This window comes from Streptomyces sp. SID14515 (assembly GCF_010548505.1).
In the GTDB taxonomy this organism is placed as follows: Bacteria; Actinomycetota; Actinomycetes; order Streptomycetales; family Streptomycetaceae; genus Streptomyces; species Streptomyces caviscabies.
The window spans coordinates 24,661-48,211 of record NZ_JAAGMH010000110.1 but is presented as its reverse complement, the minus strand read 5'-3'; the positions used below and the strand labels follow the sequence as shown (position 1 = coordinate 48,211).

The 23,551-nt window shown below is 71.5% G+C and carries 23 protein-coding genes and 1 riboswitch; of the genes, 11 read left to right on the top strand and 12 right to left on the bottom strand.

Translation table 11 applies throughout. The features are described 5' to 3' along the window. Nucleotides 1–91: 91 nt before the first annotated feature. From G3I54_RS25875 to G3I54_RS25865, 3 genes are all read right to left on the bottom strand, one after another. Nucleotides 92–1,051 carry an EamA family transporter gene (locus G3I54_RS25875; protein ID WP_164617577.1) on the bottom strand — a complete coding sequence of 320 codons (960 nt, stop codon included), beginning with the start codon at nt 1,049–1,051 and terminating at the stop codon, nt 92–94. A 160-nt stretch (nt 1,052–1,211) separates the two neighbouring features. Further along, the gene (locus G3I54_RS25870; protein WP_164617575.1) at nt 1,212–2,237 is read right to left on the bottom strand and encodes an EamA family transporter; all 1,026 of its coding nucleotides are present in this window, start codon (nt 2,235–2,237) and stop codon (nt 1,212–1,214) included. A gap of 214 nt (nt 2,238–2,451) precedes the next feature. Further along, nucleotides 2,452–2,994 carry a Clp protease N-terminal domain-containing protein gene (locus G3I54_RS25865; protein WP_343240419.1) on the bottom strand — a complete coding sequence of 181 codons (543 nt, stop codon included), beginning with the start codon at nt 2,992–2,994 and terminating at the stop codon, nt 2,452–2,454. A 256-nt stretch (nt 2,995–3,250) separates the two neighbouring features. On the opposite strand from G3I54_RS25865, the gene G3I54_RS25860 reads away from it, so the two are divergent. Next, complete coding sequence (locus tag G3I54_RS25860) at nt 3,251–3,445, top strand: hypothetical protein (protein WP_007455626.1); 195 nt, start codon at nt 3,251–3,253, stop codon at nt 3,443–3,445. Between the two features lie 79 nt (nt 3,446–3,524). Beyond that, complete coding sequence (locus G3I54_RS25855; RefSeq protein WP_164617571.1) at nt 3,525–3,956, top strand: SRPBCC family protein; 432 nt, start codon at nt 3,525–3,527, stop codon at nt 3,954–3,956. A 120-nt stretch (nt 3,957–4,076) separates the two neighbouring features. Here G3I54_RS25855 and G3I54_RS25850 read toward each other — a convergent pair whose 3' ends face one another. The 5 genes from G3I54_RS25850 to G3I54_RS25830 all read right to left on the bottom strand — a co-directional run bounded on the left by G3I54_RS25850 (nt 4,077) and on the right by G3I54_RS25830 (nt 8,523). Then, a complete protein-coding gene (locus tag G3I54_RS25850) occupies nt 4,077–4,682 on the bottom strand; it encodes a PadR family transcriptional regulator (RefSeq protein ID WP_097877558.1) in 606 nt (201 codons plus the stop codon). Nucleotides 4,683–4,817: 135 nt separating this feature from the next. After that, on the bottom strand, nt 4,818–5,438 hold the full coding sequence (locus G3I54_RS25845) for a response regulator transcription factor (protein ID WP_164617569.1): 621 nt from the start codon (nt 5,436–5,438) through the stop codon (nt 4,818–4,820). Next, nucleotides 5,435–6,781, bottom strand: a complete 1,347-nt coding sequence (locus G3I54_RS25840) for a sensor histidine kinase (RefSeq protein WP_164617567.1) — start codon at nt 6,779–6,781, stop codon at nt 5,435–5,437. Before G3I54_RS25840 ends, G3I54_RS25845 begins: the two co-directional genes overlap by 4 nt. Before the next feature lie 6 nt (nt 6,782–6,787). After that, entirely contained in the window at nt 6,788–7,552 is a 765-nt protein-coding gene (locus G3I54_RS25835; RefSeq protein ID WP_203687176.1) for an ABC transporter permease, read from the bottom strand. Beyond that, nucleotides 7,552–8,523 (bottom strand): ABC transporter ATP-binding protein, encoded by a 972-nt coding sequence (locus G3I54_RS25830; RefSeq protein ID WP_164617565.1) that lies wholly within the window; start codon nt 8,521–8,523, stop codon nt 7,552–7,554. The genes G3I54_RS25835 and G3I54_RS25830 overlap by 1 nt, the downstream gene beginning before the upstream one ends. A 148-nt stretch (nt 8,524–8,671) precedes the next feature. Between G3I54_RS25830 and G3I54_RS25825 the strand changes: the two genes are divergently transcribed. Further along, nucleotides 8,672–9,337 carry a hypothetical protein gene (locus G3I54_RS25825; protein ID WP_164617563.1) on the top strand — a complete coding sequence of 222 codons (666 nt, stop codon included), beginning with the start codon at nt 8,672–8,674 and terminating at the stop codon, nt 9,335–9,337. A gap of 99 nt (nt 9,338–9,436) precedes the next feature. Here the strand turns inward: G3I54_RS25825 and G3I54_RS25820 are convergent, their stop codons facing one another. Next, nucleotides 9,437–10,435, bottom strand: a complete 999-nt coding sequence (locus G3I54_RS25820) for a WYL domain-containing protein (RefSeq protein ID WP_164617561.1) — start codon at nt 10,433–10,435, stop codon at nt 9,437–9,439. A gap of 134 nt (nt 10,436–10,569) precedes the next feature. On the opposite strand from G3I54_RS25820, the gene G3I54_RS25815 reads away from it, so the two are divergent. The 5 genes from G3I54_RS25815 to G3I54_RS25795 all read left to right on the top strand — a co-directional run bounded on the left by G3I54_RS25815 (nt 10,570) and on the right by G3I54_RS25795 (nt 14,212). Next, nucleotides 10,570–10,965: a RidA family protein gene (locus G3I54_RS25815; protein WP_164617559.1), complete on the top strand. Its 396-nt coding sequence runs from the start codon at nt 10,570–10,572 to the stop codon at nt 10,963–10,965. 290 nt (nt 10,966–11,255) lie between these two features. Continuing rightward, nucleotides 11,256–12,536, top strand: coding sequence for an MFS transporter (locus tag G3I54_RS25810; protein WP_343240418.1), 1,281 nt, complete (start codon nt 11,256–11,258; stop codon nt 12,534–12,536). A 204-nt stretch (nt 12,537–12,740) separates the two neighbouring features. Continuing rightward, nucleotides 12,741–13,004 carry a DUF6400 family protein gene (locus tag G3I54_RS25805; protein WP_164617555.1) on the top strand — a complete coding sequence of 88 codons (264 nt, stop codon included), beginning with the start codon at nt 12,741–12,743 and terminating at the stop codon, nt 13,002–13,004. Next, nucleotides 12,988–13,233: a hypothetical protein gene (locus G3I54_RS25800; protein ID WP_164617553.1), complete on the top strand. Its 246-nt coding sequence runs from the start codon at nt 12,988–12,990 to the stop codon at nt 13,231–13,233. Before G3I54_RS25805 ends, G3I54_RS25800 begins: the two co-directional genes overlap by 17 nt. A gap of 157 nt (nt 13,234–13,390) precedes the next feature. Further along, a complete protein-coding gene (locus G3I54_RS25795; RefSeq protein WP_164617551.1) occupies nt 13,391–14,212 on the top strand; it encodes a PhzF family phenazine biosynthesis protein in 822 nt (273 codons plus the stop codon). A 75-nt stretch (nt 14,213–14,287) separates the two neighbouring features. Here G3I54_RS25795 and G3I54_RS25790 read toward each other — a convergent pair whose 3' ends face one another. After that, complete coding sequence (locus G3I54_RS25790; RefSeq protein ID WP_164617549.1) at nt 14,288–15,067, bottom strand: CPBP family intramembrane glutamic endopeptidase; 780 nt, start codon at nt 15,065–15,067, stop codon at nt 14,288–14,290. A 184-nt stretch (nt 15,068–15,251) separates the two neighbouring features. Here G3I54_RS25790 and G3I54_RS25785 point away from each other — a divergent pair, with 184 nt between their 5' ends. After that, nucleotides 15,252–17,045 (top strand): substrate-binding and VWA domain-containing protein, encoded by a 1,794-nt coding sequence (locus G3I54_RS25785; protein ID WP_203687174.1) that lies wholly within the window; start codon nt 15,252–15,254, stop codon nt 17,043–17,045. Nucleotides 17,046–17,086: 41 nt separating this feature from the next. On the opposite strand, the gene G3I54_RS25780 is transcribed toward G3I54_RS25785, so the two are convergent. Further along, on the bottom strand, nt 17,087–18,592 hold the full coding sequence (locus G3I54_RS25780; protein WP_164617547.1) for a glutamate--cysteine ligase: 1,506 nt from the start codon (nt 18,590–18,592) through the stop codon (nt 17,087–17,089). 492 nt (nt 18,593–19,084) lie between these two features. On the opposite strand from G3I54_RS25780, the gene G3I54_RS25775 reads away from it, so the two are divergent. Both G3I54_RS25775 and G3I54_RS25770 read left to right on the top strand, forming a co-directional pair. Further along, nucleotides 19,085–19,669 (top strand): hypothetical protein, encoded by a 585-nt coding sequence (locus G3I54_RS25775; protein WP_164617545.1) that lies wholly within the window; start codon nt 19,085–19,087, stop codon nt 19,667–19,669. A gap of 318 nt (nt 19,670–19,987) precedes the next feature. Next, complete coding sequence (locus G3I54_RS25770) at nt 19,988–20,194, top strand: DUF5999 family protein (RefSeq protein WP_007452228.1); 207 nt, start codon at nt 19,988–19,990, stop codon at nt 20,192–20,194. Between the two features lie 103 nt (nt 20,195–20,297). On the opposite strand, the gene gcvP is transcribed toward G3I54_RS25770, so the two are convergent. Beyond that, on the bottom strand, nt 20,298–23,183 hold the full coding sequence (gcvP, locus tag G3I54_RS25765; RefSeq protein WP_164617542.1) for an aminomethyl-transferring glycine dehydrogenase: 2,886 nt from the start codon (nt 23,181–23,183) through the stop codon (nt 20,298–20,300). Between the two features lie 193 nt (nt 23,184–23,376). Further along, nucleotides 23,377–23,474: riboswitch (glycine riboswitch) on the bottom strand. Between the last annotated feature and the right edge of the window lie 77 nt (nt 23,475–23,551).

Here is a 23,551-nt window from a genome sequence, read left to right as displayed (position 1 = left end):
CGTCGGGCGGGAGCCCGTCGCACCGCCACGGCCTCGGCGGGCCGGTGACCGTCACACCGCGACGCCCACCGCCCCCGTCGGCCGGGGCCGGTCACACCGCCACGGCCTCCTTCCGGCGAGCGACCGCCGCACCGCGTGCCTCCGCGAGGGCCAGTCCGGCCACGGCGGTCAGCAGGAGCAGCGTGCCGAGGACGGTCGCCGCCGTCAGCCGTTCCCGCAGGACGGTCACCGCGATGACCGCCGCGCTCACCGGCTCCAGGAGCATGATCACGGAGACGGTGGCCGACCGGACGGCGGCCGCTCCGGCGAAGTACAGCGCGTAGGCGAGCGCCGTGGGAACCGCCGCCACGTAGACCAGCAGCCACAGCACCTGCCCGGTCTCCGCGGTGTGCGGCACCAGCCCTTCGGCCAGGGCCATGGGCAGCAGGCCCACCGCTCCGATGCCGAACGCCCAGGCGCTGGTGGTCAGCGCGTCCCCGCCGTCGCCGTCCCGCCCGAGCCACCGGGTGAGCAGCGTGATCGCCGCGTACCCGGCGGCGGACAGCAGCGCCAGCAGCACCCCGGCCGGCACGACGTTGCCGCCCTCGCCGCCCAGGACCAGCACGACGAGCCCCGTCAGCGCGCCGGTCACGGCGGCCAGGCCGCCGCCGCCGAGGCGTTCGCCCAGCAGCAGACGCGCCCCGACGGCGATCAGGACGGGCCCGGCGCCGAGCGTGACGACGGTGCCGACGGCGAGGCCGGTGGCCTCGATCGCCGCGAAATACGCGCTCTGGAACACGGTGAGACCGATGCCGGTGCCGAGGATCCGGAGCAGCCGGCGACGCCGGGGCTCGGCCTTCCGGGGTGCGCGGCGGGGGCGGAGCGCGAGCGCCCCGGCGAGCAGCAGGAGGCCGCCCGCGCAGCGCCAGAAGGACAGGGCGAGCGGGCCGAGATCGCTGACCCGGAAGATCAGGGAGGCGGCCGCTCCGGCGGTGCCCCAGGCGACTCCGGCGACGACGAGGTACAGCAGGCCGCGCCCGACGGGCAGCGCGGAAGCAACAGGGGTGTGCATATGAACTTCTCCAAAGAAGGACAGGGTGGTGGGTCGCTCGGCTCCGCACGCGGGCAGCGACGAACCGCTCGGGGACTGCCCGAGCCCGGTCTTCGTCAGGAGTGGCCGCGCGCGCTAGACGGCAGGCGGCGGCAGCACAGTCAGATGCATGGCGGGCACACTAATGCGGGGCCCGGCCGCTGGACAACTCGCCCTCGACGCTCCCGGCCACCGCGCCGGTGCCGGCCCCGGCGGCGACGGGCCCCGACGGCGGCTTCGGCGCGGCGGACTGGGCGATGAACGCACCGGTCAGGACGACGAACCCGCCGATGAGCTGCGGCGCGGAGAGGTGTTCGCCGAGGAGCACCCAGGCCAGACCGGTCGCGATGACCGCTTCGAGGCAGGCGACGACCCCGGCCACCTGGGGCGAGAGCAGCCGGACCGAGACGACCCCGGTGACGTACGCGAGCACGGTGGCGAGCAGCACGATCCAGCCGAGCAGCAGCCAGGCGGGCACCTCGTTGCCGTTCATGCCCGCGCTGCCGCCGAGCAGGGACCAGTCCATGCCCCACGGGCGGGCGACGACGGTCAGGACGGCCGCGCCGACGATCAGTCCGTACGCGATGACGCCGACCGGGTGCGGAGGCTCGGCGCGCTCGCCGTCCCGGCCGCTCTGCCCGCCGTGGTCGGAGAGGACGAAGTAGCCGACCTGGCAGCAGGCGGCGCCGAGGGCCAGCAGCAGCCCGAGGAGATCGAAGCTGAGCCCGGCCCAGACCTCGACGACGCACGCGAGGCCGCCGACCGCCAGCACCACGCCGACCGCGGCGGCCCGGGTGACGGGCCTGCGCTGCACGAAGCGGACCCAGCCGAGGACCAGCGCGGGCGCCAGATACTCCACCAGGAGCGCCACGCCGACCGGGATACGGGAGATCGAGGCGAAGTAGAAGGCCTGGACCCCGGCCACCGCGAACAGACCGAACCCGGCGAGCAGCGCGGGGCGTTCCCGTACGAGGTTCCGGTGGCGCCAGGCGACCGGGAGCATGATGACGGCGGCGCCCGCGACGCGCAGCCAGACCACGTGCAACGGGTCGAGACCCGCCTCGATCAGCGGCTTGGCCGCCACTCCCGAACCGCCGAACGCAAAGGCCGAGACGAGGGCGAGGCCCAGCCCGGCGCTTCTGCCCTGAAACCCCGAAGACGCGTGCATCGGCACATCATGGCAGCAGTCGACAGCACCGTCACCCCCGTGACACCTGTCGAGACGGCACCCGCTCCGCGACGACGGAGAGGGCCTCGCACACGGCTGCCACGGGAGCTCGCACCACCGCCATGACGGAAGGCTCGGGACGTCACCCGTAACAGAAGCCCCAGGACGTCACACCCCACCGGGATGGACCACGCCGTCACCGCCACACCGCGGCTCACCCCTGGCGCGCCGCCTCCGCCGTGAGCGCGGCCACCCGCTCCGCCAGCCACCGCGCGTCCACGCCCCCGCGGGAGAGCACCTCCACCGCGCGGCTCTCGGTGTCGGCCGCCAGCGCGGCGAGCAGATCGAGGCCGGAGGCGCGGGCCTCCCCGCGCGCCGCCGCACGATGCAGCGCGCCCTCCATCGCGGCGAGGGCCGAGGGCGACCAGCCGTCGGCGGCCGCGTCGCGCACCACCGGAACGGCGCCGGAGTCCTCGACCGAGCCCTGCCAGCGGAGCCCGTAACCGATGCTGCGCTGGACGAGATAGCCGAGCACCCTGGCCGGCTGCGGACCGCCGTCGAAGGCCTCGCGGACCTCGGGGTCCGTCTCGATCAGCGAGTGCAGGAGGTGGGCGGTGTCGATCTGCCGGTCCCCGTCGCGCAGCGCACGCCTGCGCGCACCCGTCAGCACCGATGCCAGTTCCACGGTGAAGCGGGCATCGAGTTCGGCGTGGTTCGGTGCGGGCTGTTCAGGCATCCGCGGCGTCCGGTTTTGCACACCTCTACCCCATCAGTCCCACGGCCGGAAGACATCCCCGGAGCGGCCCATTGGACATCCCACCGAAGTTGGGGACACCGGAGCGGTCCGTCATCCTTGCGGATGAGATCGTGCCGAGGGGCACAACCATGTCGGCCCGGGGGCGCGCGCCGCCTTGCATCGCGCGCCCCCGCGGCAACCGCCGACCCCCGCGCACACGTCCCTCACGCGACAGCGCACGCGGCGCGGAAAACGGGGACGGGAAGGGAGGAACGGGTTGTTCTGGATGGTCGCCCTGCTCGCCCAGGACGGGCTGCAGTACGTCTACCGCGTGTACGCACCCGACGACGCCCTGCCCGCCGATCTCTTCTGGACGGCCTTCCACTGCCACGACGAGGGCCCGCACCCCCGCGCGTCGGACCGCTTCGACGCCGCGGTGATCTGGCGGAACAGACAGCCGCAGCAGATCTGACGGTTCATCAGTATTGAATGTTGGCGCGACTGCCGCTACGTTCCGCGACACCGAAACCGGACGAACCAGGGGTGGTCGCATGGCTGAAGTCAGCGCCGAGGCACGCATCGAGGCGCCCGCCGAAAAGGTCTGGGACCGCCTGACGGACTTCTCGTCGTACGGGGAGTGGAACGCCACCCACACCAGCTTCCCCGGGGGCGGCCCGGCCGAACTGGAGCTCGCGGCCACCTACGAGGAGAACATGAAGCTCATGGGCTTCCCGGCCGAGGTGACCTGGACGGTCGACGAACTGGAGGCGGGCCGCCTGCTGGCGACCCGGGGCAAGGGCCCGATGGGGGTCAACCTGGCCATGCGGTACTCCCTGACCCCGGAGGGCGACGCCACGACGATGCGCATCGACGGGGAGTTCACCGGAGCGGCGGTCTCGCTGATGGGCGGCAAGCTCAAGGACTCCGCGACGGCGGCGCTCCAGGAGTCGCTGCGCAAGCTCGGCGGGCTCGTCGCCCCCTGATCACGCCCGACCGCACGGTACGCGAAAGGCCCCGCGGAATCCGTTCCGCAGGGCCTTACGCACATGGCCCGCCTTACGCGCATGGCCGGCCGTACGCACGCGGCCGGTCTCACGCACGGCTCAGTGCTCGTCGGCGAGGATCAGGTAGAGCTTCTTACGCGCGTCGTTGATGACCGTCAGCGCCTTCTGCCGCTGATCGGCCGAGCCGGTCTTCCAGACCTGCCCGAACGCCTCCATCAGGCCGAATCCGGCCTGCCGGATCTCGTTGACGCCTTCCCAGTCCACTCCGCGCCCGGCCTCCTCCCACGGAGCCTCGGGGCCGGTCTCGGCCTCGCTCCGTCCGGATTCGGTGAGCGTGAACAGCTTCTTGCCGCCCTCGCTGGCGCTGACGATCAGACCCTCGTCCTCCAGCAGCTGGAGCGTCGGATAGACGGAGCCGGGACTGGGCCGCCAGGCCCCGCCACTGCGCTCGCCGATCTCCTGGATCATCTCGTAACCGTGCATCGGGCGATCCTTCAGCAGAGCCAGGATCGACGCCCGCACGTCACCGCGCCGCGCCCGTCCCCGGCCACCGCCCCGACCGCGCCCGCCACCGAAGGGCCCGCCGCCGAACGGCGGCCCGAACGGCCCGAACGCGGCCCGACGGCCGTCACCCTCACCTCGACCGTGATGACCGGGCCCGTAGTGCCCCGGCCCGTGCTCGTATCCATGTCCGTGTGAACGCATCGCTACGCTCCTTCCATCGTTGATCTGTCGCGATGCGTCAACGATATATCGGAAACTATCGAATGACAAGGAACCCGAATATCGGTGGCTGAGACGTGCGACAGGAGCCCCGGGCCGTGGCCGGCAGCGGAGGCGTTACGTGAGCAGGCGGCGGCGGTAGCCCTCGGCCACTGCCGAGGCTCGATCACGGACGCCGAGTTTGTCGTAGATGTGCTGCAGATGGGTCTTGATGCTCGCTTCGCCGATGAACAACGCCGTAGCGGCATCGCGATTGGAATGGCCGTTCGCGACCAGTTGCAGCACCTCTTTCTCCCGATCGGTCAGAGTGCCAGCGCCGGGCCTCCGAACCTGCCCCATGAGGTGCTGCGTCACCGACGGCGCGAGCACCGACTCCCCACGCGCGGCCGCACGGACGGCTCGGAGCAGCTCGTCGGGCAACGCGTCCTTCAGGAGGTATCCGATCGCGCCCGCCTCGATCGCCGGCAGTACGTCGCTCTCGCTGTCGAAGGTGGTCAGGATCAGCACTCGGGCACTCGGGGCCCTCTCGCGCAGGGCCGCGGTCGCGGCGACGCCGTCCATCCCGGGCATCCGGAGGTCCATGAGCACGACATCCGCTGCCAGCCGCTTCGCGCGTTCGACCCCCTCGGCGCCGTCCCCGGCCTCACCGACCACGACCATGTCCTCGGCGCCCGCGAAGGTGCCTCGAAGACCGCCCCTCACGACCGGATGGTCGTCGACGATGACCAGGCGAATCATCGGACGGCCTCCCCCTTCGCCCTCGTGCCCCCGGGGGCGATCGCCGGAACGCGGACACTGACGGATGTTCCTTCACCCGGTGCGCTCTGCACCTCCAGGTGACCGCCGACCCCTCTGATGCGCTGGCGCATGCTCGTCAGGCCGAAGCCGGTGCCGGCGCCTTCTGCGAACCCGCGTCCGTCGTCCCGTACGTCCAACAGCACCTCGGCGCCCGTGTACGACAGCGTGACACCGACGCGCGAGGCCTCCGCGTGCTTCGCCACATTGGTCAGCGACTCCTGCGCGACCCGGAAGAGCGACACCTCGATCGCCGGGCTCAGCGGCTCCCGGACGCCGGTGACCTCCAGCTGCGCTCCGATCCCCTGGTCCTGCGACCATCGCTCGGTCAAGGTGCGCAGCGCGTCGGGGAGTTGCGCTCGCCCGAGTTCCTGAGGGGCGAGCGCCCGCACGGACCGTCTGGCCTCGGTCAGACTGCTGCGCGCGAGCCGGAGCGCCCGCGCGACGTGCTCCTCCGTCTCGCCCCGCACACGCGCGGAACGCTCCGCGGCCTGGAGCTGCGTGATGATGCCGGCGAGCCCCTGGGCCAGCGTGTCGTGGATCTCGCCGGCCAGTCGCTGCCGCTCGTCCTGCGCCCCGGACTCCCGTGCCTGGGCGACCAGTTGGGCATGGAGCCCGGCGTTCTCGTGCAGGGCCGCCTCCAGCCGCTCGACGAGCTTCTCCCGCTTGCGTTCCTCCGGTTCGCTTCGCGCCGTGAGCAGGATGCCCGCCCCGATCGCCGCGGTCTGCACGGCGACGATCAGGATGAACTCCGCGACCGTCTCCGGGGTCGGGTTCGCCCACACCCGCATCGGCGAGCCGTTGAGGGCGATGGAGGTCGCCAGGACTCCGAGCAACCCCACCGGCCACGGCTTGAGCACGTACGCGTGGAAGAAGCCCGCGATGGTGAAGACGAGGAAGATGTCGGAGTACATCATGAGGGTGACGCACAGTGCCAGCAGCCCGACGAAGTAGACGGCCGCCGGCACGGGCCGGAGCGTCCTCGTCCTGAGCGGCAGGGTGTGTCCGAACAGCACCCACAGCACCGAGACCATGACCAGTCCGAGGACGGATGCTCCCTCGGGCCGGAAGCGTTCACCGGAAGCCGGAAGCACCCACGAGAAGTAAACCGCCGTCGAGACCGTCAGCAGCAGCCACGGTGTGAACAGTTGCAGCAGGTCCCAGACCCGTAGCTGCTGCTCCTTCCAGGCCAGCCGGGAGCGATGCGCGATCTCCGCCTCTTCCGCGACGGCGGATTCGTGCGTACGGGAGCTCGGGCGCCCACCGGACCCGGGATCTCGCGTCATCGTGACCTACTCCCAGCGGAAGAGCTTGGCGGCGATCGTGCTCGCGATCACTGCGACACCCGCCATTATGGCGATCTGCAGCCAGAAGGGCTGCCCACCGGCGGTGGCGGTGACCTCGCCCGCTTCGGCGGACCACGCCGCGGTGAGGGCCTGAAGACCGGGCGGGATGAACTCGCCGGCCTCGCGCAGCACGTCGGGCATGAGGACCCGGGGCAGGAAGGCCCCGCCGAAGAACATCAGCGCGACGAACAGGAGGGTGCCGGTCTGGTTCGCGGCACTGCTCGTGCGGACCACGGCCGCGGAGATCATGCCGAGCCCGAGCAGTGCCGCGTAGCCGACGACGAAGGCGACGACGAACTTCAGGGGCTGCTCGGGCGGCGCGATGTCCAGCACCGCCCACGCGAGGAAGATCATGAGCGCCGCGGAGACGAGCACGGAGGCGAACGCGACCGTCATCTGCGCGAGCAGCACGCTCCGCGGATGCGCGGGAGTGGTCGACAGCCTGCGCAGGATGCCGCGCTCCCGGTACGTCGCGATCACCGCCGGGATGTGCTGCACGGCGATCATCACCATCCCGAACACCAGCGCGGTCGGCGCCCAGATGTCGATGGACCGGAGCCCGCCGGTCTCCGGCGACGACTCTCCCAGCGCCGGGACGGCGCCCAGCCCGAGCAGGAGTCCCGCCGGGAACAGCACACCGAAGGTGACGGTGGCGGAGTCCCGCAGGAAGAGTTTCGTCTCGACCTCGACCATCTTCAGGAGAGCACGCATCACCCGGCCCTCCTCTCGGAGCGTTCCGGGGAATCCGGGGAATCCGGAGACTCCCGGGATTCCGGGGCATCCGGGGCTCGGCCCGTGAAGGCCACGAACGCGTCGTCGAGGTTGCGCTGGTCGACGCGGAGGTCCTCCGCCACGACCTGCGCCCTGGCGAGAGCCCCGGCGACGCTGCTCAGAAGCTGTCCGCTGCCGGTGACCAGCCAGCGGCCCTCGGTGATCTCGACATCGGTCACGTCGGGAAGCTCGGTCAGGGCACTCCTGTCCAGCGGCTGCCTCACACGGAACCGGACCTGCTGCACCGCGCTCGACCGCGCGATCAGCCCCGCGGGCGTGTCCACGGCGGCGACCCGGCCACCGTCGATGACGGCGATCCGGTCGCTGAGGCGCTCCGCCTCATCCATGAAGTGCGTGACGAGGACGATCGTGACGCCCGTGTCACGGACCCGCTCGACGAGGCTCCAGGTGTCGCGCCTCGCCTGCGGGTCCAGTCCCGTCGTGAGCTCGTCGAGAATCGCGACCTTCGGGTTGCCGACCAGGGCGAGCGCGATCGAAAGCCGCTGCTTCTGCCCGCCCGAGAGGGCCTTGTACCGCGTGTCGCGTTTCTCCGTGAGACCCAGGAGCTCCATGAGCTCGCGCCGATCGGCCGGGTCCCGGTAGAAGGAACCGTAGAGTTCGAGCGCTTCGGCGACCTTGATCGCGTCCGGGAAGCTGCTCTCCTGCAGTTGCACGCCGAGTAGCTCACGCACCTCCGCCCGGTCCTTGACCGGGTCGAGTCCCAGCACCGAGATCGAGCCCGAGTCGGGTGTCCGCAGCCCGGCGACGCTCTCGACGGTGGTCGTCTTGCCGGCGCCGTTGGGTCCGATGACGCCGAAGATCTCCCCCTCCTCAACGGTGAAGGAGACGTCGTCGACGGCGATGTGCCGCCCGTATCGCTTGTGCAGATTCCGTACTTCCAACGCGGTCATACCGCGAAGTTACGGACGCACCGCACCCCGCCACATCGACCGTGGCGTCCGAGCCCCGGTTGATTCGCGCATCCACCGATCGGTGGATGCACAGCATCTCGGGGAGCCTCGATCCCCTTCGCTTCCGGGATGGGGAACACTTCGCCGAATGATCGTGATGCGGCCCGTCCTGGAGATGAACACCCCCGACGGCTTCGACCTCTGGCCCGTCGTGGAGACCGAACGGTTCGGCTTCCTGCCGCTCGGCGGCGACCTTTCACCCGCCGAGGTCGGGACGGCGCTCATGCGCATCGCCGCGTGCAATGACGTCGGCCCCACGGATGACGACGAACTGCCGCCCCGGCCGACCGACCCTGTCAGCGGCTTCCTGCACGGACTGCTGACCCTCGACAGCCTCTACGCCGCGGGCGGTCTGCGGGTCACGGACACCGCCACGGGCGTCGTCTTCTCGCCCGGCTGCTGCGACGGCCTGGAGGACTGGCGCGACTGGTACGTGCTCGCCGACTGCGGGGGCGGAATCGGGTACGGCCACGATCCTCGGTCGTCGCTGGCCGAGCGCCTCGGCGACACCGTCCGCCTGACCGTCGACACCGACCGGACGGACAGCCCGGTGATCGAACTGCCGGTCACCGGGCTTCGCCGTCTGCTCGCCGGCGCCGAGCGCGACCTGACCGAGTTTCTCGCGGTGGCGGCCGACTGGGTCTCCGGGCACCTGCCCGACCACTCCGCTCCTCTGGTGGCCGCCCTCGCCCGCGTTCTCGACGTTCCTCCGCCCGGCGTACCGCCGACGCCGCTCAGCACGGAACGGACGTAGGACACCGGCCGACGGCGATCGGCCGACGGCGATCGACCATCGTCCATCGGCCCAGGTCCGACGACATGGAGCAGTGGACCGGCCCGCTCCGGCGAAGCATCAGGGGCCGCCCGGCCGGAAGGGCTCCCGGGATGCCTCTCCGTAGCGGGCCGCGATCGTGGCGGCCCGGTCCCGCAGGGCGTTGCGCAGCGACTGCGGGGCCAGGGCTTCCGCGTCCGTGCCGAGCTGCCACAGCGCCCATTCGGCGTGCCGTGAGTCCTGGAAGGTGACCTCCAGCCTCGGCCAGCCGTCCGCGTCGGGGTCTTCCGCGCGGACGGCCAGCACGGTGCCGAGCAACTCCTCCCGCCGCACCGGGTTCACCCGTACCAGCACGGTGATGTGCTCGTCGGAGAGGAACCGCGCGGACCGTTCCCGCCAGATCCGGTCCAGATCGACCCGGTCCGGCCGCTGTGCCGGTTCGGGCAGCTCCTCGGCGGCCAGCACCCGCGACAGCCGGTAGGTGCGGTCCGCGCCGGATCTCGTGGCCAGCAGATAGCCCCGGTCCCGTACGGTGACCAGCCCGATCGGGTCCACCGTGCGCCACTGCGGCCCCTGGCCCGTGGCCGCGTAGTGGATGCGCAGTTTGTGTCCGGCGAGCACGGCCCGGCGGACCTCGATCATGGTGGGGCCGGACACCTCGTCGGCGACGGTCCGGCGTGAGAGCAGATCGGTCTCCGGGTCGACGAGAAACCGCCGGGCCGCGTCGCTCGCGGTGGCCTGATGGCTTTCGGGCAGCGCGTCGACGACCTTCCGCATCGCCGAGGCGAGCGCCGACCCGAGGCCGAACACCTGCTCCCCGCGCCCCGATCCGGCGGCCAGCAGGGCAAGGGCCTCGTCGTGGTTCAGCCCGGTGAGTTCGGTCCGGAAGCCGGGCAGCAACGCGAACCCGCCGTGCCGGCCGCGTTCGGCGTAGACGGGAACGCCGGCCGCGGACAGCGCCTCGATGTCGCGCAGCACGGTGCGGGTGGACACCTCCAGCTCGCGGGCCAGGGTGTCCGCGGTCAGCCGGCCGCGCTGACGCAACAGCAGTACCAGGGAGACCAGTCGGTCGGCGCGCATGCGGGAACCGTAACGAAATACATGACCAAGGGTGTCGTCATTTGTTGGCAGGCTCCCCAGCACGACGTCGAAGCCGGCGACCGCCGAGCCGATGGACGTACGTATTCCCCGCATCGAATGGAGCTGAAGTGGCCGTGGAACGAACAGCCGTCAACCCGGTGACGTGGTCGGTGGACCTGGGGTTCAACCAGGGCGAGGTCGTTTCCGGGCAGGCCCGGACCCTGTACATCTCGGGCCAGACCGCGATGAGCGACGACGGCAAGCCCCTGCACGACGGTGACATGGCGGCGCAGTTGGCGCTGAGCACCGACAACCTGCAGGCCGTGCTCGGCGAGGCCGGCATGTCCCTCGCGAACCTCGTCCGGCTCAACGTCTACACGACCGACGTCGATCTGCTCTTCCAGCACTACGGCGTACTGGCGGGGCGGTTGGGCGCGGCCGGGGTGGCGCCGGCCAGCACCATGCTCGGAGTGACGCGACTGGCGGTACCCGGCCAGTTGGTGGAGCTCGAAGGCACCGCCGTGGCGTGATGCGACCTCGTACGCCGGTAGGTGCCCGTACCTGTAGTCGCCCGTAATCGCCTGTCGCGCCCGCCCGCCGAGCGCTAGCGTTCGGGGCGACGAGTGACCCACCAGGAGCGGAGAAGGCGGAGAGACATGCCCGGTCGTCCGAGCGCGCGTTGACGTCGTAGGCCGAGACCGGCCCGTCATCGCGTGCTGCCCCTGAAGTCGCGGCACAGCGAGCCCTTTCCCGACCGATGCCCGGCGTGCTTTCGCGCGCCGGGCGCCGGTTCTCGTTTCCGGCGACCCCAGAGGCTTCCGTGCAGCCCCCTTCCCCTTCACCCTCCGCCGCCCCTTCCTCCTCCTTGTGGCGGGACGCCGACTTCCGCAGGCTCTGGGCGGGCCAGACGGCCTCCCAGCTCGGCGAACACACCACGCTCGTCGTGCTGCCGCTCTTCGCCGTTCTGACGCTCGACGCCGGCGCGGGCCAGTTGGGCGTCCTCCGCGCCGTGGGGCAGGCGCCGGTCCTGCTGCTCTCGCTCCTCGCGGGTGCGTGGGTGGACCGGTGGCGGGCCCGCACCGTGATGGTGCTCACCGACGCCGCCCGCGCCGTGGCGCTGGGCGCGGCAGCCGTGGCGGGACTCCTCGGACTGCTCGGTCTGCCCGCCCTGTTCGTGGTGGCGTTCACCGTCGGGGCCCTGTCCGTGCTCTTCGACGTGGCGCACCAGGCCTCCCTCGTACGGATGGTGCGGCGCGATCAGCTCGTGCAGGGCAACAGCGCGCTGGAGGGCAGCCGGTCCGCCGCGCAGATCGGCGGTCCCGCGCTCGGTGGTGCGCTGGTGTCCCTGCTGTCGGCGCCGGTCGCCACCGCGTCCGGCGCGCTGTTCTTCGCGGTGTCGTTCGTGTCCCTGCGGCGGATCCGCCGCAGGGAAGCCGTACCGGAGCGCGTGGCGCCGGTTCCACAGCAGGCCTCCCGGCTCCGGCACCGGATCCACGAGGGCCTCCGCTTCGTCGCCGGAAACCCCTGGCTGCGGGCCGTGTGCCTCGCCTCGGCCGCCTTCCAGTTCTCCCTCTCCGCCACCATGACCGTCTACCTCCTCTTCCTCCCGCGCGAACTGCACCTGCCGGGCGCCACCGTCGGGCTCGCCCTCGCGGCGACCGGGCCGGGCGCGCTCCTGGGCTCGGTCCTGGCCGCACGGCTGCCGGGGCGGTTCGGCCACGGCGTGGTGCTCGTGGCGGCAGCGGTGCTCGGCAACGGCGCACTGCTGTGCGTACCGGCACTGCACGGCCCCTCGACCGCGACGATCCTCGCGCTCCTCGCCGTCAACTTCGTGTTCGGGGCCTTCAGCCAGTTGGTGAACGTCACCGTCATGTCCGTACGGCAGGCCGTCACGCCGGACGGGATGCAGGGGCGCGCGGCCGCGACGATCACCTTCGTCGGCATGGGCTGCACCCCGCTCGGCTCGCTGCTCGGCGGCCTTCTCGCGCAGGAGTGGGGGCTGCGCGCCGGCCTCCTGGCGGCGGCCGCGGGCATGATGCTGTCCCCGGCCGTCATGGCCGCCTCCCCGCTCGTACGCCTGGGACGGAGGCTCACGCTATGACGTACGCCACAAGGCCGCGCGCGGACCGGGCCGCCGTGCGCACCCCCGTACGGACAACCACCCGTCCTCGCCCACCGATCCGAGGACGCGCCCCCGAGGCCGCGAGACCGAAGCCCCGCCGGGCGACTTAGGTCACCCTTCCCTGTCGCTGCGCGGGCCTGGTACAGATGGTGAGGTTCCACCTCCCACACCGGAAGCGCAGCCATGAACGCACCCCTGGATCAGGACAGGACAGCCGAGCTCACCCCCTTCACCATCGATCTGACCTTCGAGGAAGCACGGCGAAGGGCCGAGGTCGTCGCCGCGCTGGGGCCCGACTGGGATCCGGTGGCCGCCCTCCGCAGCGAGAACGAGGCCTACGCCCTGCTCTACTCGGGCCTGGACGCCGATCAGCAGCGCACCTACGACCGGCTGGTGGCCGCCGGTGTCCTGCCGGACGAGGATCCGGGCCGTGCGGCTGCCCATTGATCCGCAGGCGGACATCGCCCGCCGCGCCTGGGTGGCCTGCCCCGCCTGCGACGACGCCCGCCACTGCGCGACCTGCGCGGACCGTCGCACCTGCGGCGAGCACTGGCGCTATCTGATCTCCAACAACGGTCCGGTGCTGCACCTCCAGTGCCCCGGCTGTACGCACACCTGGTCGCTCGACACCCGCCCCGGCCGTACGCCGGTCGAGCTCAGGCCGCGGCGTACCTGAAGGGTGCTCCCGCCGCGAAGGCCCTCGACGATGTCCTCGCCGTTCTCCTCCTTGAGCCGGTGAACCTCCTCGGGCGGGTCCCGGCGGGGGCGGACAAGGGCCAGACACCCGGAATTGGCCTTGGCCGATCTCCGCGCCGCCGACCTACGGTCGCCCCATGAGGATTCGCATCGTCGACGCGTTCACCGACCGCCCCTTCTCCGGAAACCCCGCCGGCGTGCTGCTGTTGGAGAGCGGCGCGTTCCCGGCCGCCGAGCGCCTTCAGGAGATCGCGGCCGAGGTCAACCTCTCCGAGACGGCCTTCGCCCACCCGCTGCCGCCGGGCGGCACGGCCGACTGGGCGCTGCGCTGGTTCACCCCGGCCACGGAGGTGGACATGTGCGGGCACGCGACGCTCGCCACCGCCCATGTCCTGCACACCACGGGCCTGGCCTCGGGCCCGGTGCGGTTCGCCGCGCGCTGCGGGATCCTGACCGCGACCGCCCACGCGGACGGCTCCCTCACCCTCGATTTCCCGACCTCCCCGCTGACCGAGGAGCCGGTGCCGTACGGTCTCGCCGACGTCCTCGGGGCCGACCCCGTCTCGGTGCACGACACCGGCGAGCACATCGGCGACCTGCTCGTCGAACTCCGCGACGAGGCGACCGTACGGGCGCTCGCACCGGACTTCGCCGCGCTGGTGGCCCACTCCCGGCGCGGCGTCATCGCCACCGCAGAGGCCGAGGACCCCGCCCGGGGCTACGACTACGTCTCGCGCGGCTTCTTCCCGGGCGTCGGCATCGACGAGGACCCGGTCACCGGCAGCGCCCACACCGCGCTGGCCCCCTTCTGGTCGGCCCGCCTCGGCCGCGACGACCTCACCGGACTCCAGGCATCCGCCCGCTCGGGCCTGGTCCGCACCGCACTGCGCGGTGAGCGCACTCTGCTGACCGGCAGCGCGGTCACGGTGATCGACGGCGAACTGCTCACCACGCTCTGACCGACGGCCCCACCGGGGTGCGCCGAACTCCGGCGCACCCCCCTCGCCCTCTCGCCGCACCGCACCGCACCGCACTCAGGGCGTCGGCAGCCAGCCGACCCGGCCCGCGAGCAGCGCGTATCCGACGAACGCCCCGATGTCCAGGAGCGCGTGCGCGACGACCAGCGGGCCCACCCGGCCCCAGCGCCGGTAGAGCAGCACGAAGACGACGCCCATCACCACATTGCCGATGAAGCCGCCGATCCCCTGGTACAGGTGGTACGAACCGCGCAGCACGGAGCTGGCCACCAGGGCCGCCATCGGCGTCCAGCCCAACTGCCCGAGTCTGCGCAGCAGATACCCGACGACGATGACCTCCTCCACCACGGAGTTCTGGATCGCCGAGAGGATCAGTACGGGGTACTTCCACCAGACCTCGGGCAGGGATTCGGGGACGACCGTCAGGTTGAATCCGGTGGCGTGCGCCACGAGGTAGAAGGCCAGCCCGGCGCTGCCGATGCCGGCCGCGACCAGGGTTCCCCGCCCGAGGTCGAACCAGGGCCTGGCCCGGTCGAAGCCGATGGCCCGCAGGCCCGTTCCCTCCCGGATCAGCAGGTGCGCGACCAGCGCGACCGGCACCAGAGCCGTTGCGATTCCGAACATTTGCCATGACAGATCAAGCCATGGGCGGTCCGGAGCGTACGAGCCGTTGAGCTTCGCCGCCTGGTCCTTCAAGCCTCCCGGTTTCGTCAGTGATCCGACAAAACTGATGAGGGAGGACAGTGCACTGGCGCCCAGCGAGAGCGCCAGGACCAGCACCACCTCGGTCCGCAAGATCCTTCGTGACACGGCCTCTTGGGGAAAAGAATCAGCCACGCGCCCGGCCTCCACCTGCACACCTGCCTTTTGTTCTGCAATCGCGTCTCATCCCGCCAACCGTCCCGCTAGTGTCTCGAAAGCACGTACGAAGATCATGCGCGACAGGCCGGGGGACGACCGCCATCGCTGATGGCGCGGTCCCCCTTTCCTTGTTTGATCCTCAAGGAGGGGCACCACCGACATGGGACGTCATAGCTTGCCCGACGGCCACGCGACCGAAGGACGCCGGGACCGCCGAAGCCCCCGGCGCCGGCGTCGCACGGTCGCCATCGCCACCCTGCTCGTCCTCGCCGTGGCGGCGGGAACGGCTGTAGCGGTCAAGGGCGGCCTGTTGTCGTTCTCCGGTTCCTGCGAGGACTCCACCGTGCGTCTGTCCGTGGTCGCCTCCCCGGACATCGCCCCCGCCGTACGCTCCGTGGCCGAGCAGGCCCGCGCGGACGAGGTCAGGGCCGACGGCCGCTGCCTCGCGGTGGAGGTGCTGGCCCGCGATTCGCACAAGGTCGCCGAGGCGCTCGCCGCCGGGGGCGCGGATCCCGACTTCCAGGTCTGGCTGCCCGACTCCGACCTGTGGCTGGAGCGGGCCAAGGGGCTGGGCGAGGGCATCCCCGTCTCCCCGTCCGACTCAGTGGCCTCCTCACCGGTGGCGCTGGCCATGGTGCCGTCCGCCGCACAGACGCTGGGGTGGCCCGAGAAGACGTACTCCTGGGCCGAGTTGGTCGCGGCGGCGCTCGGTTCCGACCGGGTACGCCTCGGCGCCGCGGATCCGGCGCGCAGCGCCACCGGGCTGCTGGCGCTCACCAGCATCGGCGCCTCGTCCGCGCGGCAGGGCGGGGACAGCGACACCCGGGTCGCCCAGACCGCGAAGGTGCTCGCCGAGCGGATGTCGGACGGCGACGCGCAGGTGCTGGAGACCCTGGCGCGCAGCACGTCAGGGGCCGAGGAGGGCAACCCGAAGCGCAACCAGGCGGTCCTGATCTCCGAGCAGTCGGCCTTCACGCACAACGCGGAGGCGACCGGCGGGGGCAAGCTGGACCTCTTCTACCCCGAGGACGGCACGCCGCTGCTGGACTACCCGTACACACTGGTGAACGAGGTGCGGCTGAGCACCGCGGAGTCCCGCGCGGCCCTGCGCTTCATGAATCTGCTGGGCGACCGGGAGGCTCGGGCCACGTTCGCCGAGCACGGGTTCCGGGCCGGCGACGGGACCGCGAAGGACTCGCTCGTCGCGGCGGCCGGCGGCCGAAAGCCCCAGCCGTACGCCGAACAGGCCGCCGAGGCGCCCTCGGCGAAGGTGCTCCAGGAGACGCTCGGGATGTGGACCATCACCGTGCAGAGCGCCCGGCTGACCACCGTGGTCGACGCCTCCGGCTCCATGGCGACACTCGTACCGGGCCGGGGCCAGTCCAGGATGGACGTCACGAAGGAGTCTCTAATCCAGGCGCTGGGCCAGTTCACCCCCAACGACGAGATCGGGCTGTGGGAGTTCGCCACCACGCTGGACGGCGACAAGGACTACCGGCGGCTCATGCCCACGAAGCGGCTCGGCGACCCGGCGGCGGGCGGCGGAACCCACCGGGAGAGGCTCACGGCCGCGTTCGCGGGCCTGGAGCCGGTGCCGGGCGGTGCGACCGGGCTGTACGACACGACGCTGGCCTCGTACAAGGAGGCCCGGTCGACGTATCGGAAGGACAAGTTCAACGCCCTGGTGATCCTCACCGACGGCTCCAACCAGGACGAGAACAGCATCTCGCGGACCGGGCTCATCGCCGAGCTGAAGAAGCTGGTCGATCCGGAGCGCCCCGTACCGGTCATCGCCATCGCGGTGGGCCCGGACGCGGACCGCGACGAGGTCGCCGAGATCGCGCGGGTCACCGGCGGCGACGGCTACGAGGTGAGCGACCCGGCGGAGATCCAGGCGGTGATCCTGCAGGCCATCATGGCGGCGGGGCAGAACGGACGCGCCGCGCAGGAATGACCGGCCGACAGGCCCCCGCGCGGCGCGTCCGGCACCCCGCGTCAGGGGGCCGGGAAGCCCACCGGCCAGGTGTGCACCGGCTCCCCCGCGTGCATCAGCTCGGCATAGCGACGGGTGGTCGCCGCGAGCGCCGCGTCCCGCCCGAGCCCGGCGTCCAGGGCCCGGTGGTACGTGGCCACCTGCCAGGAGGCCCCGTTGACGCGCCGCTTGCAGCGCTCCTCGATCACTCCGAGATAGCGGTCCCGGTCCGCGGGCTCGATATGCCAGGCGTCCAGCCCCGCGGCGGCCAGCGGGAGCAGTTCCTCCCGCACCAGCTGTACGGCGGAGATCTTCGCCAGTCCGCCGGAGCGGCCGGGACGCGGCCAGAGCAGCTCCGCCTCGATGCCGTGCCGGCAGGCCTCGGTGAAATTCTCCTCGGCGGCCTCGAACGGCAGCCTGTTCCACACCGGCCGGGACTCCTCGGCGAGCGCCCGTACGAGCCCGTAGTAGAACGCGGCGTTGGCGATCACATCGGTGACCGTCGGCCCGGCGGGCAGCACCCGGTTCTCCACCCGCAGATGGGGGACGCCGTCGGCGATCCCGTACACCGGGCGGTTCCAGCGGTAGACGGTGCCGTTGTGCAGCACCAGCTCGGCCAGCTCGGGCACCCCGCCCTCGTCCAGCACCTTCAGCGGGTCCTCGTCGTCGCAGATCGGCAGCAGCGGCGGGAAGTAGCGCAGGTTCTCCTCGAAGAGCTCGTGGGCGGAGCCGATCCAGCGCTCACCGAACCAGGTCCTGGGGCGCACGCCCTGGTTCGCCAGCTCCGGCGGCCGTACGTCGGTGGCCTGCTGGAACAGCGGCGGCCGGGACTCGCGCCACAGCTCCTTGCCGAAGAGGAAGGGGGCGTTGGCGCCCAGTGCGATCTGGACGCCGGTGATCGCCTGAGCCGCGTTCCACACGTCGGCGAACCGGGCGGGCGTCACCTGGAGGTGCAGCTGGACCGAGGTGCAGGCCGATTCCGGGGCGATCGACGGCGAGGTGCAGACCAGTCGCTCGACGCCTTCGATATCCAGGGCGAAATCCTCCCCCCGGGCGGCCGCCATTTGATCGTTCAGCAGGGTGTAGCGGTCCACGTCCGAGAGATTCGCGGACACCACGTCGTGCTCGCCCAGGGTGGGCAGGATTCCGATCATCACGATCCCCGCGTCCACCTCCCCCGCCTTGCGGTGGGCATAGGCGAGACCGGTCCGCAACTCCTCGGAGAGCTGATCGAATACCCGGCCGCCGAGGCGGTGCGGGACGATATTCACTTCGAGATTGAACATCCCCAGTTCGGTCTGGAAATCCCGGCTCGCGATGCGCTGGAGCACTTGCTGATTCATCATCCGGGGCAACCCGTCGGAACCCGCGAGATTCAGCTCTATCTCCAGCCCCATCAGGTTCCGCGGACGGTCGAACCTCCGCTCCGCCAGGAGTCTGCCCAGAGCCTCCAGGCACTGGTTGAGCTTGGTGCGGTACGCCTGTCGATCGGACAGGTCAACGGCTTCCGCCACGACCTTCTCCCCCATCTAGGGGTCCCTCCTCCAGTGGGCGGCCCGCGGCCCAGGCCGCTCGCATCACGATCGATAATGCCCAGCGGGAGTGATCCGTAACGCCCCCACGGGCCTCCGATACCCGATAGTCTGGTTGAAGGAGACCGGGGGCACATTCCCGCGGCATGCGGCTCCCCGCATTTTCGGCCGGAGCATGCGTGGCGGAAACACCGACGAGTTTCGGCCGACCGCACCGCCGGAAGGACGCCAGGTCGGCGTCGACAACACGGTCTCAAATCACCAGGAATACCGCGATTCGAAGGCCGGATGACGCCTTGTGCGACATATCCGCGGCTGCTAGCGGAAACACTGTGTGAACATGCGTCATATAAACTCCGCTCAACGAGGCAGAGAATCGATACGACTCGCCCGTCACCGGCCGTCTCCGGCCCGCATGCCCGCATGCCGACAGCGCCGTCTGCACCCGCCCAAGCTCCACCGTGTCTCCGAAGTGAGAGGCGACCCACCATGCCGCTGCATGTCCCCTCGGCTCCCGCGCCCGCCCTGCGCAGCGTTCTCGCGGCCCTCGGTTCTCCCACCGCCGTCCGCGAGGCCAAAACGTCCGCTCTCCGGTCCGTCCAGGGACCGCTGAGCCCCGAACTACCGCTTCCCGTCCATGTGCTGGACCGGATCACTCCCGCCAGGACCGCACCGCTGACACGCCTCGCGGCCTGGCGTTTCCTGATCCGGAGCGAGGGCCGCGCGGTCGCCGCGGCGGACACGGTGCTCACCCCCGACGGCTGGACGTTCTCGCACTTCTTCGAGGGGCCCTACCTCGCCTCGACCGAGCTGGCCGTCCGGCAGGCCGAGGCGTCGGCCACCGCCTGCCAGGCGCGACTGCTGTCCATCCCTGAGCTGTACATGCTCACCCTCTGGCTGCACGGCGACACCGAGGCCGATCCCGCCGGCGGGGTGCTCGCGCCGACGGACGTCCTGGTGCCCCTGGCGCCGGCCCCACCGGGCATCGCCGCCCATCGCCCGCACCGGGTCGCCGATCTGCTGCCCGTCATCTCGCTGCGCGTGGCCCCGGGGCCGCTCCTCAGCTCGGCCTGACCGGCGCCGTCCCGGCACACCGCCCCCGCAGCGACCCCGATCCGCACACCGACGGAAGGGATCACTGCGGGGGCGGTGTGCTGCTCACACGGACTAGCCCCATCCGGCCACCCCGAACCACCCAAAGGGACAGTGCAGTTGCGGTGAACCGTCCGCGCGGGTGATGCGTCATGGGAGGAGTACGGGTGCTGCAGCGAAATCCCTGCGGATTCTTCCCCGTAGGGCAACACTGGGACCGGACCGACTGATACGGGGGCGGCCATGAACACCTCATCCAGCCGCAGGACACTCGACTCGACGCAGCGAAAGAACCCATCCATGTGCCAGCACCAGCCACCCTGCCCCACCGCCGATTCACCCGACCGGGAGGCCGCCCGCCTGACGGCCCACCACCCCGAACAGGGGTGGAGCCTCCTGTGCAACGGCGTCCTGCTCTTCGAGGACACCGGCGAACTACTGCCCGACGGGCAGATCATCGCCCCGCACCGGCCGCTGGCAGCCGGCCGCGTGGTGAAGGCCGCCTGAGGACGGTCGTACGAGAAGGGGCCGGCCCGGAGAGATCTCCGCACCGGCCCCGACGCATGTCCGGCGCACGCCGCTCACGGCGCACGCCCTACGACAGGCGGTCTCAGTCGTCGTACGCGTCCAGCGGGGGGCACGAGCAGACCAGGTTCCGGTCGCCGAAGGCCCCGTCGATCCGGCGCACCGGCGGCCAGTACTTGTCCGCGGCGGACACCCCGGCCGGGAAGACGGCCTCCTCGCGGCTGTAGCCGTGCTCCCAGTCGCCGCCGAGCGCGGCCGCGGTGTGCGGGGCGTTGGCCAGCGGGTTGTCGTCCTTGCCCCACTCCCCCGAGGCGACCTTCTCGATCTCGGCGCGGATCGCGATCATGGTGTCGCAGAACCGGTCCAGCTCCGCGAGGTCCTCGCTCTCCGTCGGCTCGATCATCAGCGTGCCGGCCACCGGGAACGACATGGTCGGCGAGTGGAAGCCGTAGTCGATCAGGCGCTTGGCCACATCGTCGATGGAGACGCCGGTCGCCTTGGAGATCGGGCGCAGGTCCACGATGCACTCGTGCGCGACCAGACCGGCCGGGCCGTTGTACAGGATCGGGAAGTGCGGCTCCAGGCGCTTGGCGATGTAGTTCGCGGCCAGCACGGCGACCTGCGTGGCCCGCTTGAGGCCCTCGCCGCCCATCAGACGGACGTACGCCCAGGAGATCGGCAGAATGCCCGCCGAGCCCCACGGGGCGGCCGAGATCGGGCCCACACCGGTCTCCGGGCCCGCGGCGGGCTGGAGGGGATGGTTGGGGAGGTACGGGGCCAGGTGCGCGCGGACGCCGACCGGGCCGACGCCGGGGCCGCCGCCGCCGTGCGGGATGCAGAAGGTCTTGTGCAGGTTCAGGTGCGAGACGTCGCCGCCGAACTTGCCGGGCTTGGCGAGCCCGACCAGCGCGTTGAGGTTGGCGCCGTCGACGTAGACCTGGCCGCCGGCGTCGTGCACCTCGCCGCAGATGTCGGCGACGTGCTCCTCGAACACCCCGTGCGTGGACGGGTAGGTGATCATGAGCACGGCCAGCTCGTCGCGGTGCTGCTCGATCTTGGCGCGCAGGTCCGCGATGTCGACCTCGCCGTCGTCGGCGGTCTTCACCACGACGACCTTCATGCCCGCCATGACGGCGCTGGCGGCGTTGGTGCCGTGCGCGGAGGACGGGATGAGACAGACGGTGCGCTGGTCGTCGCCGTTGGCCCGGTGGTACGCGCGGACGGCCAGCAGACCCGCGAACTCGCCCTGGGAGCCGGCGTTGGGCTGGATGGACACCGCGTCGTAGCCGGTGACCTCGGCCAGGCGCTCCTCCAGCTCACGGATGAGGGTGAGGAAGCCCTGCGCCTGCTCGGCTGGGGCGAAGGGGTGCAGCGCGCCGAACTCGGGCCAGGTGATCGACTCCATCTCGGCGGTCGCGTTCAGCTTCATGGTGCAGGAGCCGAGCGGGATCATGCCGCGGTCCAGCGCGTAGTCACGGTCGGCGAGCTTGCGCAGGTAGCGCAGCATCGCGGTCTCGGAGCGGTGCTGGTGGAAGACCGGGTGGGTCAGGATGTCGTCGGAGCGCAGCAGCGCCTCGGGCAGCGCGTCGGCGACCGTGGCGTCCAGCGCCTCGATGTCGCCCTCGGCGCCGAAGGCGGCCCAGACGGCGGAGATCTGCGCACGGGTGGTGGTCTCGTCGCAGGCGACGGAGACGTGGTCGGCGTCGACGAGGCGGAGGTTGACCCCGCGCTCCCGGGCGTCCGCGACGACGTCCGCGGCCTTGCCGGGCACGCGCACGGTCAGGGTGTCGAAGAACGCGCCGTGCACGACCTCGGCGCCGGCGCTCCGCAGACCGTCGGCCAGGATCGCGGCGAAGCGGTGGGTGCGCCGGGCGATCGTCCGCAGCCCCTCGGGGCCGTGGTAGACCGCGTACATCCCGGCCATCACGGCGAGCAGGACCTGCGCGGTGCAGATGTTGCTGGTGGCCTTCTCGCGGCGGATGTGCTGCTCGCGGGTCTGGAGGGCGAGGCGGTAGGCCTTGTTCCCGTCGGCGTCGACGGAGACGCCGACGAGGCGGCCGGGCAGGGAGCGGGCGAACTTCTCGCGGACCGCCATGAAGCCGGCGTGCGGGCCGCCGAAGCCCATGGGCACGCCGAAGCGCTGGGTGGTGCCGACGGCGATGTCGGCACCGAGCGCGCCGGGCGAGGTGAGCAGCGTGAGGGCCAGCAGGTCGGCGGCGACGGTGACGATCGCGCCGAGCTCGTGGGCCTGCTCGATGACGGGCTCGATGGCGCGCACGGCCCCGGAGGCGCCCGGGTACTGGAGCAGGACGCCGAAGACGCCGCGCTCGGCGATCTCGGCGGGGATGCCGTCGCTCAGGTCGGCGACGACGACCTCGACGCCGGTGGGCTCGGCGCGGGTCTCGATGACCGCGACGGTCTGGGGCAGGGTGTCGGCGTCGACCAGGAAGACGCCCTTCTTGACCTTGCCGACGCGCCGGGACAGGGCCATCGCCTCGGCGGCCGCGGTGCCCTCGTCGAGCAGGGAGGCGCCGGAGGTGGGCAGCCCGGTCAGCTCGGCGACCATCGTCTGGAAGTTCAGGAGGGCTTCGAGGCGGCCCTGGGAGATCTCCGGCTGGTACGGCGTGTAGGCCGTGTACCACGCGGGGTTCTCCATGACGTTGCGCAGGATGACGGGCGGCGTGAAGGTGCCGTAGTAGCCGAGGCCGATCATCGGGGCCAGCACCTGGTTGCGGTCGGCCAGCGAGCGCAGCTCGGCCAGCACCTCCGCCTCGGTGCGCGCCGACGGAAGGTTCAGGGCCTCCGCGCTCTTGATCACGTCGGGCACCGCGGCGGCGGTGAGCTCGTCGAGGGAGCCGTAGCCGACCTGGGCGAGCATCTTCGCCTGGGCTCCGGCGTCGGGCCCTATGTGGCGCTGCTCGAACGGAATGCCCTGCTCCAGCTGGGAGAGCGGAGTGCGACGGGGGGTCATGGTGGAGGCCTCCTGGTCTGTCACGACCTGCGAGGGGCACCACGGCGCGGGTGCCCGAACGGCCTCCCCCTCTGTCATCTCAACCTGAGAGCTTCACCGGCCCGCCCGGGGGCGTGCCGACTTTCACCGTCGGTGAGGGTCAAGTCCGTCCGGGCCTGCGCCCGCACGGAACCGCCCTGCTTTCCAGAGTGACCTCAACCGTGCGGTACGGGGGCCTGAGAGATTCCGGGGAGGAGTTGCTCCTTCGGCGCCTCCGGATTCTGCACCGGAGGACTCTCCCGCACGGGGTCAGCAGCCACTGCCAGCCTACCAGCGGCCACCGCGCCGGAGCTCTCGAGTGGCCGACACCACGGATCTGCACTTGTGTG